The sequence below is a fragment of the Actinoplanes sp. NPDC026619 genome, from assembly GCF_040638295.1.
Classification (GTDB): domain Bacteria; phylum Actinomycetota; class Actinomycetes; order Mycobacteriales; family Micromonosporaceae; genus Actinoplanes.
Window position 1 is genome coordinate 15397 of the sequence record NZ_JBEZYA010000045.1, and the last position, 13341, is coordinate 28737.

A 13341-nucleotide genomic window follows, 5' to 3' on the forward strand; every position below is an offset into this window, starting at 1 on the left:
TCCGGGTTTGGTTGCGGTTTGATCTCGCTCGTTCCTTCTTGCTTGGGTATCGGGTGGGACTTGTCACGTGGTTTGGTGGCTGGGCTTCTTGATCACGATTTGGTTTCGCGGTCTTGGGGTACGACGGGGCGTCGCCTAACGGGTGAAATTGCCGCCGCGAGGTAGGCTCGCGGCTGGCTTCATGCTGTCGGATCCTGGAGAGTCGTGTCGTGACCGTTGCTCGTAACGGGGTTGGCCAGGGAAAGCGAAACGTCCTCGGAGTCCTCGTCGACGTCACCGACTATGCCGATGCCACCGAGCGCATCATGCAGGCCGCCCGAGATCGCCAGGGCTTTGCCGTCACCGCGCTGGCCGTCCATGGCGTGATGACCGGCGTGCAGGACAAAGCTCACAACGCCCGGCTCAACTCGTTTGATCTGGTGACCCCGGACGGCCAGCCGGTCCGGTGGGCGTTGAACCTCTTGCACGATGCCGGGCTCACCGACCGGGTCTACGGGCCCACGCTGACGCTCAAGGTCGTCGAGCAGGCCGCAGCCGAGGGCATGCCGGTTTATCTGTACGGGTCGACCGAGCCCACGCTCGCCAAACTGGTCCCGGCGCTGGAGCAGATGTTCCCCGCGCTGAAGATCGCCGGCGTCGAGCCGTCCAAGTTCCGCAAGTCGTCGCCGGGTGAGCCGGCCGAGATCGCCGAACGGATCAAGGCCTCCGGCGCCCGCGTCGTCCTGGTCGGCCTGGGCTGCCCCCGCCAGGAGGTCTTCACCTACGCGATGCGGCCCCTGCTCGACATGCCGCTGCTCGCGGTCGGCGCCGCCTTCGACTACCACGCCGGCCTGCTGAAGAACCCGCCCGCCTGGATGCAGAAGTACGCGCTGGAATGGCTGTGGCGCCTGGGCCTGGAGCCCAAGCGCCTGTGGAAGCGTTACATCCTGCTCAACCCGGCGTACCTGTCACGGCTGTTCGCCCAGAAGCTCGGCCTCTGGAAGGCGACCCCGCCGGCCCCCACCACCGATCCGGTGGAGAGTTTCGCCGTCTGACCCCGGTTCCCTAAGGGTCGCGGTCAGGTCCTCTGTGGTTCCCCTACGGGGCAGCTCCGGTGATAACCCGGTTTCGGCCGGTCACCACCGGGTGAAGGCTGTCGATGTGGACATCGTCACTGATCTCGTGCTGGTGGGGGCGCTCGCCGTGGCTTGGACCGCGGCCGGGCTGGTCGCGGACGGGCTGCCGAATTCCCGCACCGCGGCCGAGCTGCGCCGGCGCGCCGGATGGCTCAGCGCGCTGGTAATAGGTGGAGCGGCGGTGTTCGTGGCGGTTCCGACCGTCAGCTGGATCCGGCCGGGGGAACAGACAGCGCCGACCGCGGCTCTGCTGGCGGCCATTCCGGGTCTGGTCGTGCTGACCGTGGGGGTGCGGCGGCTCGGGCAGGTGCGGCGCGGTGCGGGGGCTTTCGCCACCGCGCCGCATACGCCCCTGCCACCGGGCCTGCGAGCGGCCGCGGCACACCCGCTGATTCTCGTCCCGATGCAGGTGACGGGCCTGGCCGCGATGATCGGCGTGCCGATCGCAGCGCGGCTGGTGGAGGTGCCGACCTCCAATGTGGCCGGCCTGGCGACCACGATCGTCGGCATAGCAGTGCTGGTGATCGGGGTGCGGGCGGCCGTGCGGCACAGCCGGCTCAGCCTGCTGGCCCTGGCCCCGATCGATCGCGGCCGCCCCCGCGCGCCGCTCAGCTCACGCTGATCTCGTCAGTTCTTCTTGGCTTCCTGCACGTAGAGCAGTTCCAGAATGGATCGCGCCGCCTCGAACCATCGGTCCAGCCAGTCCGACGGGGGCAGCGTGCCGCGAGCCGGCAGCTCCAGGAGCAGGCCACGCAGCAGCGGGTGGTCGGCCATCGAGGAGGAGCCGGAGCTCGAGTCCGGCCAGCCCGACGACGGGAAGACCGGCTCGGTCAGGCCCTGCAGGTCCAGCGACGGCAGCATCGCCGCGCGATCGAGGGCGCTGGTGGGTTCGATGCTGTGCGATCGGCCCGGCGAGCGGGTGGGCAGCCCGGAGTTGCTCGACCGGGACATCAGCTCGGTTTCGCCGGTGTCGGAACCCAGTCCAGTGTCGCGCCGATTCTGCCGGTATGCGCTCACCCCACCGCTGAACCGGTCCTGCGCCGTACCGCTGCCGTTGCTTAGATTTTCCGAACCTATAGTCATGTGTCTGCCTTGCCTCGCTCGGTGATGACCCGGCCGTCGGCGCGGACCGGTCCGCGCTTGTGCCGTTCAACGAGGCGAGTCCAGAAATGACTACGGCCGGTCGGCCCGCGGGCCGCGGGACAACCGGCCGAAATCCAGTGTTTTGCGAGGTCAGAGGTCGAACTCGCCGTCCTTGGCACCACCTACGAACGCGTCCCACTCGGCGGCGGTGAAGATCAGTGCCGCTCCGTGCGGGTTCTTCGAGTCCCGGACCGCGATGGCCTCGTCGATGAAGGCGACCTCGACGCAGTTGTCGGAGTTGGGACCACTGCGCGTGCTCTTGAACCACTGTGCCCGGCTCAGATCTAGCCGGAACCCCTTCGCTTCGACTTCCACAATGGCTCCTCTACCAGCATTTCAATCCACTCGAGGGACGCGTCCGCGGAGAGCGCGGCCGCCCGGACGGTGTCGAAGATCGAGATGTACTTGCGCAGCTCCTCGGACTTCTCCAGAAAGAGTCCGCCGGTCGCGTTGTCGATGAACACCACATCGGCGTCTCCTTCCTCCTCGAACTCGAGGATCACGAACGTGCCGTCCATGCCGGCATGGGCGCCTGCCGCGAACGGCAAGATCTGCAACGTGACGTTCGGCAAGCGCGCGGCCTCGATCAATTTGGTGAGTTGGCCGCGCATGACCGCATCACCGCCGACCGGTCTGCTCAGTACCGCTTCATCCAGCACCACCCGAAGATCAATCGGATCGTCCTGAATCAATAACGCTTGACGTTCCATCCGGACACGCACTCGTTGCTCTAATTCCTGATCGGTGTAATCCTGTTGAGCACCCCGAATTAGGGCAATTGCATACTCTTCGCTCTGCAGAATCCCCGGGACGACTTGTTGCTCGAACGCCCGAATAGATCTTGCGGCCGTCTCGAGCCCCACATATGCGCCGGTCAGGACCGTGGAATAGGGATGCCACCATCCCTTCTGGCGAGCCTCCCTGGCTATCTGGACCAATTCCGCCTTGATGGAGTCGTCTACGCCGTAAATGTCCAATATGTTCGAAACATCGCCCGGCGTTGCGCTGGTATGACCTGTCTCAATTCTGGATACTTTGGACGTTGAGCAGCCGAGGCGATCGGCCACGACGTCGATCGTCACGCCCGCCGCCTCACGGTGCCGGCGCAGTTCGACCCCGAGCCGGCGGCGGCGAATAGTGGGACTCCGGTGGTGATTCACAGGTTCAGTCTCTATGTCGATCACTGAATCGTCCAAGATGAGCGTGACGAAGACCAACAATCACGGATGGCTGACATGCAACTTGCATCGGCCCCACTCGTGGTGCAATCTTTTCGGTATGGCCCGCATCACGCCGCACCATCGAGTGATGTGGTCCATCTGGCTCAGGACACCGAAACGGTGCCGATTACGGGGCGCCCGAGTGACCCACCATCCGACGTGGACTGATCCACTTTAGGACGAGGGTTGACAACGGCGAAGGTAACGTTCTGCAACGCTTTGGCGATTGGCATTGTCAGATGCTTGCATTGGTGTTTTGGCCCGGCACACTAAGTGCTTCTGTGTCAAGGTTCACCCCGCGACCAAAGTTTCAGGGCAGGAGATGACGGTGCTTCCTCGGTCCGGTGATGTCATACACGTGACGAAGGCAGCTAGCGTCCAATTCGCGGCGCCCATGCTCTTCCGGGTCATCCGGGTCCACGACTGGCCGACGTACGAGGGCTGGATCTGGCTTGACGGCTACGAGCTCAACACAGCTGGCGACGCGGTGGAACGCCGCTCAATCTTTGTGCAGGTCAACGGCCTGCGTGCGGTCGGCAAGGCGCCCGACCCGCGTGCCCGCAACGGTCGTCAGCCCGGCATGGTGTCCGGCACGATCCCGGTTCGCGGTGTGCGGACCAATCGCTGACCGCTAGTTGCCGGCGCTCGCCGACCCGGCCGACGTCGGCGAGCTCGACGGGTCTGTTCCCGAGACCACAATCGTGACCCTGGTGTCCGGTGGGACCTCCTGCCCCTCCGCCGGATCACTGTCGATCACGGTCCCCTGTGGCGCCGTGCTGTTGCGATATAACACTCGGTAACGCAAACCGGTCTGGTTCAACGCGTCCCGCGCGTCGTCGAGCGTCAGACCGAGCAGCGCCGGCACCAGAACCTCGGTCGTCGTCGGCTCAGTGGTCTGCGGTTCCGCGGAGGGTGTGGTCGTCGTCGGCACGCTGGACGGCGTGGTCGTCGCGGCACTGGTCGGCACGGTCGTGGCGGCCGTCGTCGCGGGTGCGCTGGTCGCCGGCGTGCTGTCCTTGCCCGAGTTCTGCACGATCAGGTAGACACCCCAGGCGAGCAGGCCCAGCAGGATCAGCACGACGATGCCGACCACGATCGGCATCCACCAGCGATCCCGCTGTTCCGGCCCGGGCGTCGGCCCGGTCTGCCAGTCGGTGTCGTAGGACGAGCGACCCGGCTGCGGCGCCCGCACCTCGGCGCGCCCGGCCCAGACGGGCTTGGCCCGGTTGGCCGCCCAGTCGTCGTCGGCCGCGGGCATCACCGAGGTCGCGTCGGCGCGCGGAGCCATCTTGGTGGCGTCCGGCTGGGCCGCGGCGTCGGCCTCGATCGCTTCGCCGGCCGGCAGGGTCTCGTCCAGCTCCGGCTTCCGGGCCGGACGACCGTCGGCCGCTGTCTCATCGAAGGGCGAGAAGCTCCGCGTCTCATCGCTCTCGTCGGACATGTCGCTCCTCCGCGTCCGCGTCACCCGCACGGGTCAACGTACTCAATCTTGCTGCACATAGCACCCGGACCGATGGATTCGCAGGTATAGGTGGTGACCGCTACAGTGCCCCGCATGGCCGACAAGGGCTGGACAGCACGGATTGCCACGGCGGCCGGAGTCGCCGCCGGCACCGGAGCCGCGCAACTTGGTCTGGGCTACGGCCTGGGCGTCGTCGTCTGGCCGGTGGCCACGACCCCCGACTCGAGCGTGTGGCTCGGCAGTCTCGGCTGGGCCACGTGGATCACCGCGAGCGCCACGGTATTCGGCGCGGTCATCGCGAGCCGAGCGGGTGACTCCGACCGGCCCCGCGGGCCGCTGGCCGCGATCTTCGCGATCTCGGCGGGGGTCGGGGCCCTGGTGGCCGTCGCGCTGATCGCGCTTCCGGCCCGGGATGCGGTACGGCTGGAAGCGCACACCCCCCAGGCGATCGCCGCTGCCTACGCGTTGATCGGGGTCGTCCTCGGCGTGCTGGTGGCGTACTGGGCGGTCCGTTCCCGACCGGTCGGCGCCAACCTGATCGCGACCGCGGTCTGGTTGTGGGCGCTCGCCATCACCGCGATCGTCGTCGAGCTGTCTCTGCACCGTGACTCCGCGACGTACCTGACCAGCTGGCAGTTCTCCGAGGCCACCTCGGGCGGCCGGTACGGCACGATCTACTGGCCGAGTGCGCTGCTCACCCTCGGTGCGGCGTTCCTGATCGGCATCCTGGCCGCGGCCCCGGCTGCCGCCCGCGGCGAGTTCGGCGTGAGCGCCTCGACATCCGGGGCGGTCGGCCCGCTCCTGGTCGCGGCATCGTTCCTGGTCCTGGCCCCGCGACTGACCGGCGACCTGGGCCCGCTCGAATCGGCCTACCTGATCGCCCCGTACGCCGTCCTGGCCGGTCTGGCCGGCTCGACGATCACGGTCGCCGCCGCAAAGTCCATGGCCGACCGGCGAACCGCCATCAACGAGTTCGCGGTCGCCGCCGACCCGCAGACCAGTCGACGTGACGCCACCACCGAGCCGGCCTTCGCGGATTCGCAGACCGGCAGCCGCGATGTCACCGCCGAGCCGGCCGTCGCCGACTTGCAGACTGGCCGACGCGACGCCGCCGACGAGCCGGCCGTCGGTACGAAATCTCGATCTTTCCTGCGTGGTCGCAGCGTCGGCAAGGCCGCGGTCGGCCTCCGGTCCGACCGGCGCGATGACCCCTCCGACCTGCCCGCGAACGTCGCGGATGAACCCGCGCGGGCCGACCGCGCCAAGCTACCTGCCCAGTCTCAGCCTGCTGCTCCCACACCGGCGCCCGCCGCACCTCCGGCGAAGGCGCAGACACCGGCGCCAACACCCGCCGCGGGGGCCGCTCCCCGGCGAGACGGACGGCCGTCCCCCACCCCAGTTGGTCAGGCCAAGAAGCCGACCCCGGTGAACGATCCGCCGAAGGCACCGAACGTCGCCCCCGATCCCGAGATCGCGGCCGCGGCTCGGCCCAGCCGCGGACGGAAGGCCACCCAACCGGCCAAGGGCCCGGCCCGCCAGGAAACGAAGTCGACGGTCACGCCGCCGCCGCACGTGCCGACAATCGCCCAGATCAACCCAAAGCCGAGTTCGAACGACTAAACCGGCCAGGTGTGCACCGGCTCCTCGGTCTCCTGATGGGCCCGGTAACGGCGGAGCATGTCGTGCAGAGCCGCCTCGCGGGTCAGACCGCGGCGTTCGGCGTCGCAGACCACGGCCGTCTGCCAGCTCGCCCCGTTCTGACCGGTCCGGCAGCGGTCGTCGATGATGCCGAGCAGCCGGTCGCGGTCGGCCGGGTCGACACCGAAGCGGTCCAGCCCCTGGCCGGCTTTCGGCAGCAGCACCGACCGGACCAGCTCGGTCACCGCGATCTCACCGATTCCCGGCCACTGCATGATCGCCGTGATGCCGTCGCGGGCGCCTCGATAGAAGTTGTCCTCGGCGGTGCCGAACGTCAGCCGCGACCAGATCGGCCGTTCCTCGTCGGCGAGCTGGCGGATCAGACCGAGGTAGAACGCGGCATTGGCCGCCAGGTCAGCGACCGTCGGCCCGGACGGCAGCACCCGGTTTTCCACTCGCAGATGCGGCCGGCCGTCCATGACGTCGTAGACCGGCCGGTTCCACCGGTAGACCGTACCGTTGTGCAGCCGCAACTCGCCGAGGTGCGGCACGCCACCGGCGGTGAGGACCTTGAGCGGGTCTTCGTCGTCCATGATCGGGAGTAGCGGCGGGAAATAGCGGACGTTCTCCTCGAAGAGGTCGAACACCGACGTGATCCACCGCTCGCCGAACCAGACCCGAGGGCGCACCCCCTGGGCCTTCAACTCGTCCGGTCGAACGTCGGTGGCCTGGTCGAAGACGGCGATCCGGGTCTCCGCCCAGAGCCGGCGCCCGTGGAACCAGGGCGAGTTCGCCCCCACTGCCACCTGCGCCCCGGCGATCGCCTGCGAGGCGTTCCAATATCGGGCGAAGCGACCGGGCGCCACCTGCAGGTGGATCTGCGCACTGGTGCAGGCTGCCTCGGGCACGATCGAGTCGCTGACGCTGAGCAACCGTTCCTCGCCGCGGATGTCGAGGCGGAACTGCTCGCCGCGGGCCCCGACCATCTCGTCGTTGAGCAGGCGGTACCGCGAGTTGTCGGAGAGGTTGGCCAGCACCAGGTGCTCAGCGGTGAGGGTGGGCAGCATCCCGATCATCACGAGACCGATGTCGGCTTTCGCCGCTCGTTCGGCCGCCCTGCGAAGTCTGTCCAGAATGTCCCGTTGATAGGACCCCAGCGAGCCCACCGGCTGCGGCGGCTCGTTCAGCTCGAGGTTGAACTGCCCCAACTCGGTCTGGAAGGCCGGATCACCGAGGTAGCCGAGCACCTCGGCGTTGCGCATGGCCGGCCGGCCGTCGTCGTTCACCAGATTCAGCTCGAGCTCGAACCCGGTCATCCCGTCCCGGTCGTCGAACGCGTCGGCGTCGAGCATCTGCGCGAGCGCATCCATGCAGCTCCGCACCTTGTAACGGTAATTGACCCGGTCCTCGGGCGCGAAGGCGACGGTTGCGAGATCCTTGCCCACTTACCCTCCCGGCACCGCCAGGCACGAAACGGACTCGATCACCGCGCTGTGAACGAACGTGTGCGCTCGGTCCACCTTGCCATCCCGAGCGCGCGTTCGCCAGACACCAAAAAGAGCCGCCTCCCGGTATCGGGCGGCGGCTCTTTTATGGACGGTCAGAAATCTCAGGCGTCGCGACGGATCGCTTCGCCCTCGATCTCGATCTTGACCTTCTTGCCGATCATGACGCCGCCCGACTCGAGGGCCATGTTGTAGGTCAGGCCCCAGTCCTCGCGGTCGATCTCGGTGGAGGCGCTGAAACCGAAGACGCTCTTGCCGTACGGGCTGGTGGTCGCGCCCTCGAACTCGACGACCAGCTCGACCGGCTTGGTTACGCCCTTGATCGTGAGCTCACCGTCGAGAACGAACTCGGCGCCGGCGTGCGACTTGATGCCGGTGCTCCGGAACTCGATCGTCGGGTACTTCTCGGCCTCGAAGAAGTCGCCGCTGCGCAGGTGGTTGTCACGGTCGGGCTGACCGGTCTCGATGCTGAGCGTCGTGATCGAGGCGGTGACGGAGGACTGCAGCGGGTCCTCGCCAATGGTGATCGTCGCGCTGGCCTCGGCAAACTGCCCACGAACCTTGCTGACCATGAGGTGTCGCACCACGAAGCCGACCCGCTTGTGCGCGGCGTCCAGGTCATACGTGCCCGCCACCGGGATCTGAAGACCCTCGAACGGGCGAGTGCTGACGACGGCGTCGGTCATGACTTGTTCCTTCTTTCGAAGCATGTGCGGGGATGTTTGCGTGACACAGCAACTATAGCCGCAGCAATATTCCGCTTGTCAAGTGAACGAGGTAGCATCTTGGTTGTGAGTACCGACCTGGATGACCCCCGCTTCACCGCGGTCGGCCTGTTCGCTGAGGCGTACACGGGATTGACCGCTAGGTTTGCCGCACAGTTCGAGGAACACCGCCTCTCCGCAGTCGAGTTCGAGGTGCTGATGCGCCTCGCGCGCTCGCCCGGCAGCCGCCTGCGGATGACCGATCTCGCCGGCCAGACGTCCCTGTCCACCAGCGGCGTGACCCGCGTCGTCGACCGGATGGACCGCGACGGCCTGGTCTGCCGCGAGGCCTGCCCCAGCGACCGCCGCAGCTCGTACGCGGTGATCACCCCGGCCGGACGCACCCGCCTCGATCAGGTTCTGCCTGGTCATCTGGCCCTCGTCCAGCAGTGGTTCATCGGGCAATTGTCACCCGATCAGCTGACCGGCATGCTCGATTCGCTGCGAACGATCCGGGACGCGGTGAACCCGTGCGCCACCGCCGGCAGTGCCGACGCGCCCGTTGTCGAAGCGGCCTGAGCAACCGGCAGAAATACCGGCAGAACCGGGTCACCCGCCGGTCGAAACGGACATATCTCCCGAGTTAGCTGTTCTCCCACGGCTACTGTGATCAGCGCAAGGGGGATGCGGCGCGACCGAGGCGACGTACGGGGCTGACGGGGGAGCTTCGTTTTCGCCGCGTTACTGGTGGGGCGTTGCGACGGCCGGCGCGTGGGGGGCACGACCGCCGGCCGTCCGCGCCACACCGGTGGGGCCACACCGGCCGGTCACGCACCCACCTGCTCGGTGATCGTCGGCCCAAGTTGTTCGCGCTCCCGCGGAAGCAACGTGATGCCGCCCGACCGGCAGAGGTCGGTCAGCCGCCGCACCGCCGCCGCCCGCTCCTCCTGGTTCGGTGTGCTCGTAATGAGCCCGACCAGGGCCTCCACCACGTCTCGCGGATCATGCGCGCCGTCGTAGGCCTCGGCGGCACGCGCGAAGAACTCCGCCGCATGCTTCTGCTCGCCCTGCCGCAGCGCCACCGCCGCCTCGACCACCGCGGCCGGCCCGTCCGGCGGCTGGTCGTCGGGCAGCCGCAGCCGCTCGAGAATCTGCTGAGCCTCGTCCACCCGCCCCGACTCGGCCAGCGCCAGACCGATGGTGGCCAGCAGCCGCCGCCGATGGTTCGGATCGCCGACCTTCTCCAGCTCCGGCATCGCGCTGCGGCCCAGCCGCTCGGCCTCGACCAGCTCACCGCCGAGTCGCGCCACCTCGGCCAGGTTGGTCAGCGCCACCGCCCGCAGCCGCTCCTCGCCGCATTGGCCGGCCAACTCGTCGACCGCGGCGAGCCGGCGGCGCGCGGCCGGCAGATCGCCCTCGCGGATCTCGTGCCAGATCAGGTTGTTCTCGGCGACCGCGATGTCCCGGATCCGGCCGCTGTTCCGGGCCAGGACCAGCGCGGCCTCGCCGTGCCGGCGCGCTTCGCCGTAACCGCCGGTGGTCATCCACAACGACGCGAGCTGGGTGTGTGCGGCGAGTTGACCGGTCACCGACCCGAGCTGCTCGAACTCGGCCACCGCCGCGGCCGCTGACCCGATCTCTTCGGCGCCGGCGCCGTGCTCGAGGGCGAGCTGGGCCAGGCCGATCTTGGCCCAGGCCCGGGTGGCCGGGTCGGCATCGGCGGTACGCGGGTCAGCGAGCAGGCGGCGCAGCCACTGTCGGCCGCTCATGTCCCGCCCGCGGAACCGCCACCAGCGCGGCAGCGCCGCCGCGAGACGCAGAGCGGTGTGCGGATCTTCCCCCGCCGCGAACGCGATCGCGGTCCCGAGGTCACCGACCACGTCGTCGAGACGGTTCGCGGCATCGGTCAACCCGCTGCCGATCAGGTCGGGCGCGATCGCCTGGGCCAGGTCGGCGAAGACGCGGGCGTGCCGGCGGCGGGCGTCGGTCAGCTCGCCGGCCGCCACCGCCCGCTCGGCCGCGTAGTCGCGCACCACGTCGAGCAGCCGGAACCGGAACGTGCGGCGCCCGCGCACGTTGAGCAGACCCAGCTCGAGCAGACGGTCGAGCAGGTGCACGACGTCGGCGCCGTCGGTCTGGGTGCCCTCGGTGATCTGCTCGGCGAGCGCCAGCGACCAGCGGTAGCGGAACACCGCGAGGCGGCGCAGCGCGTGCTGCTCACCCGGGTTGAGCAGGCGATAGCTGGCTGCCACCGCGTCGCGCAGCGAGACCACGCTCTCCGACGAGCCGCTGGGGCGGTCCAGATCGAGGACGCGATCGCCGTACCGGTCGAGGATCTCGGGGATGGTCAGCACGCGACCGCGGGCCGCGGCCAGCTCGATCGCGAGCGGAATGCCGCCGAGGCGGCGAACCAGAATCGCGAGCGGCGCGATCTCGTCGGGCTCGAGCTCGGTGCGGCGCACTCGGCCAAGGCGATCCAGAAAGAGACCGACCGCGGGGTACGCCGAGATCGCCGCGATCGTGTTGGCCGTCTCGGGTGGCGGCGCGACCAGCGGGGCGAGTGGCCAGACCCGTTCGGCGGACAGGCCGACCGGGTGCCGGCCGGTGGCCAGGAACCGCAGTGACGGAATCCGGTCGAGCAGTTGGCTGAGTGCCTCGGCGGCGGTCTCGGGTGAGCGCTCCACCGCGTCCACGAAGATCAGGGCGGCTCGGCCGGCGAAGTGTCCGCGCAGGTCATCGGCGCGACCGACGCCGAACCCGGCCGCGGTGTCGCCGAGCATCTCGCCCACCGACAGGCCCTCGGTGATCACGATGCCGGCCACGCCGCCCGGGTAGGCCGCGGTCACCCGGTGCGACACCACCAGGCCCAGGCTGGTCTTGCCGACGCCGGCGAGGCCGACCAGGGTCACACCGCGCGGACCGTCCGGCTCGGCGAGCCGGGTGACCAGCTCGGCAACGTCGTCGTCGCGCCCGACCAGCTCGATCGTGGGTGGCATCTGCTGGAACGAGGTGGGCGGCAGCGGGTCCTCGCCGTGCTGACCGCGGGCCGCGGCGAGGAACGTCTCGCGGTCGGCGCCGGCCAGGCCGAGAGCGGCGGCGAGCAGCTCGACGGTGGTGCGCTGCGGGCGGGACGCGCGGCCGCGCTCCAGGTCACGAACCGTGCGGACGCCGATGGCGGCGCGGGCGGCCAGCTCGTCCTGAGTCAGCTTGGCCCGGAGGCGGTGCTGGCGCAGCACGACGGAGAAGCCGGAGCTCCCCTGGCTCGCACCCCCATCTGCCGCCATGGTCCGAACCTATGCACGTATGCGCGTACGAGCGAGCAGACATCCAACCTTGTCGGAAAGCGGACGGAACTCTGGTCCGCATATGCCCGAACTATCCACCGTGCCAATTACAGCCCGAGGCCGCGCGCGATCAGCATCCGCTGCACCTCGGAGGTGCCCTCGCCGACCTCGAGGATCTTGGCGTCCCGGTAGAAGCGGCCGACCGGCGACTCGTTCATGAAGCCGTAGCCGCCGTGCACCTGAGTCGCATACCGGCTGTTCTCCATCGCGGCGTTGCTGGCGTTGAGCTTGGCGATCGCGGCGTACCGCTTGAAGTCCTCGCCGGCCAGCATGCGGGACGCGGCGTCGTAATAGCCGAGCCGGGCCGTGTGCGCCCGCAGCTCCATGTCCGCGATCATGAACTGAACGGCCTGGTAGTTGCCGATCGGGCGGCCGAACGCGACGCGCTGGTTGGCGTATTTCACCGACTCGTCGACACAGCCCTGGGCCAGGCCGACAGCGAGCGCCGCGATCGCGATCCGCCCCTCGTCGAGGATCCGCAGGAACTGGGCGAAGCCGCGACCGCGCTCGCCGAGCAGGTTGGCGGCCGGCACGCGTACGTCATCGAAGGAAAGCTCGTGGGTGTCGGACGCACACCAGCCGACCTTGGAGTAACCGGGCGCGACCGAGAAGCCGGGCGTGCCGGCCGGCACGATGATCGTGGAGAGCTCCTTGGAGCCGTCCGGGTTGACGCCGGTCGCCGCCATCACCGTGACCAGGCGGGTGATGTCGGTGCCGGAGTTGGTGATGAACGCCTTGGCGCCGTTGATCACCCACTCGTTCGTCGACTCGTCGAGCACCGCGCGGGTGGTGATCGCCGCGGCGTCGGAGCCGGACCCGGGCTCGGTCAGGCCGAACGCGGCCAGCCCTTCACCGTTGGTGAGCTGCGGGAGCCACCGCTCCTTCTGCTCGGCGCTGCCGAACCGGTGGATCGGCATGATGCCCAGCGACACCCCGGCCTCGAGCGTGACGGCGAGTGAGCTGTCCACTCTGGCCAGTTCCTCGAGGGCGATGCAGAGCGCGAAGTAGTCGCCGCCCATGCCGCCGCACTCCTCCGGGAAGGGCAGGCCGAACAGACCCATCTTGCCCATCTGCCGGACCAGGTCGTAGGGGAACGTCTTGTGCTCGTAGTGATCGGCGATCACCGGCGCTACCTGCTGCTGGGCGAAGTCACGCACCGTCGCACGCAGCGCCTCCTGCTCTTCGTCGAGCCGGAAGTCGACCATGTCCC

The 13341-nt window shown here is 68.8% G+C and carries 13 protein-coding genes; 5 read left to right on the top strand and 8 right to left on the bottom strand.

The annotated features are described in order from the left end of the window. Window positions 1-209: 209 nt before the first annotated feature. The gene (locus AB0E90_RS48200) at window positions 210-1034 is read left to right on the top strand and encodes a WecB/TagA/CpsF family glycosyltransferase (RefSeq protein WP_360419901.1); all 825 of its coding nucleotides are present in this window, start codon (window positions 210-212) and stop codon (window positions 1032-1034) included. A 106-nt stretch (window positions 1035-1140) separates the two neighbouring features. Continuing rightward, the gene (locus AB0E90_RS48205; RefSeq protein WP_360419904.1) at window positions 1141-1737 is read left to right on the top strand and encodes a hypothetical protein; all 597 of its coding nucleotides are present in this window, start codon (window positions 1141-1143) and stop codon (window positions 1735-1737) included. Between the two features lie 5 nt (window positions 1738-1742). Here AB0E90_RS48205 and AB0E90_RS48210 read toward each other — a convergent pair whose 3' ends face one another. The 3 genes from AB0E90_RS48210 to AB0E90_RS48220 form a co-directional block, all read right to left on the bottom strand. Beyond that, a complete protein-coding gene (locus tag AB0E90_RS48210; RefSeq protein WP_360419906.1) occupies window positions 1743-2198 on the bottom strand; it encodes a hypothetical protein in 456 nt (151 codons plus the stop codon). A 150-nt stretch (window positions 2199-2348) separates the two neighbouring features. Beyond that, complete coding sequence (locus AB0E90_RS48215) at window positions 2349-2573, bottom strand: DUF397 domain-containing protein (protein ID WP_360419908.1); 225 nt, start codon at window positions 2571-2573, stop codon at window positions 2349-2351. Further along, window positions 2543-3418, bottom strand: a complete 876-nt coding sequence (locus AB0E90_RS48220; RefSeq protein WP_360420008.1) for a helix-turn-helix transcriptional regulator — start codon at window positions 3416-3418, stop codon at window positions 2543-2545. The genes AB0E90_RS48215 and AB0E90_RS48220 overlap by 31 nt, the downstream gene beginning before the upstream one ends. Before the next feature lie 388 nt (window positions 3419-3806). On the opposite strand from AB0E90_RS48220, the gene AB0E90_RS48225 reads away from it, so the two are divergent. Further along, window positions 3807-4106 (top strand): hypothetical protein, encoded by a 300-nt coding sequence (locus tag AB0E90_RS48225; RefSeq protein ID WP_360419910.1) that lies wholly within the window; start codon window positions 3807-3809, stop codon window positions 4104-4106. A gap of 3 nt (window positions 4107-4109) precedes the next feature. On the opposite strand, the gene AB0E90_RS48230 is transcribed toward AB0E90_RS48225, so the two are convergent. After that, entirely contained in the window at window positions 4110-4919 is an 810-nt protein-coding gene (locus AB0E90_RS48230) for a PASTA domain-containing protein (protein WP_360419913.1), read from the bottom strand. A gap of 114 nt (window positions 4920-5033) precedes the next feature. On the opposite strand from AB0E90_RS48230, the gene AB0E90_RS48235 reads away from it, so the two are divergent. Further along, window positions 5034-6560, top strand: coding sequence for a Hansenula MRAKII killer toxin-resistant protein 1 (locus AB0E90_RS48235; protein WP_360419915.1), 1527 nt, complete (start codon window positions 5034-5036; stop codon window positions 6558-6560). Here AB0E90_RS48235 and AB0E90_RS48240 read toward each other — a convergent pair. Both AB0E90_RS48240 and AB0E90_RS48245 read right to left on the bottom strand, forming a co-directional pair. After that, window positions 6557-8023: a glutamate--cysteine ligase gene (locus tag AB0E90_RS48240; RefSeq protein WP_360419917.1), complete on the bottom strand. Its 1467-nt coding sequence runs from the start codon at window positions 8021-8023 to the stop codon at window positions 6557-6559. The two genes, AB0E90_RS48235 and AB0E90_RS48240, sit on opposite strands and share 4 nt — an antisense overlap. Window positions 8024-8187: 164 nt before the next feature. After that, window positions 8188-8769, bottom strand: a complete 582-nt coding sequence (locus AB0E90_RS48245; RefSeq protein WP_360419919.1) for a YceI family protein — start codon at window positions 8767-8769, stop codon at window positions 8188-8190. A 105-nt stretch (window positions 8770-8874) separates the two neighbouring features. Between AB0E90_RS48245 and AB0E90_RS48250 the strand changes: the two genes are divergently transcribed. After that, window positions 8875-9366, top strand: a complete 492-nt coding sequence (locus AB0E90_RS48250; protein ID WP_360419922.1) for a MarR family transcriptional regulator — start codon at window positions 8875-8877, stop codon at window positions 9364-9366. A gap of 248 nt (window positions 9367-9614) precedes the next feature. Here the strand turns inward: AB0E90_RS48250 and AB0E90_RS48255 are convergent, their stop codons facing one another. Together AB0E90_RS48255 and AB0E90_RS48260 are read right to left on the bottom strand one after the other, a co-directional pair. Continuing rightward, window positions 9615-12071, bottom strand: coding sequence for a helix-turn-helix domain-containing protein (locus AB0E90_RS48255; RefSeq protein ID WP_360419924.1), 2457 nt, complete (start codon window positions 12069-12071; stop codon window positions 9615-9617). 107 nt (window positions 12072-12178) lie between these two features. Beyond that, on the bottom strand, window positions 12179-13336 hold the full coding sequence (locus tag AB0E90_RS48260; protein ID WP_360419928.1) for an acyl-CoA dehydrogenase family protein: 1158 nt from the start codon (window positions 13334-13336) through the stop codon (window positions 12179-12181). Window positions 13337-13341: the final 5 nt, after the last annotated feature.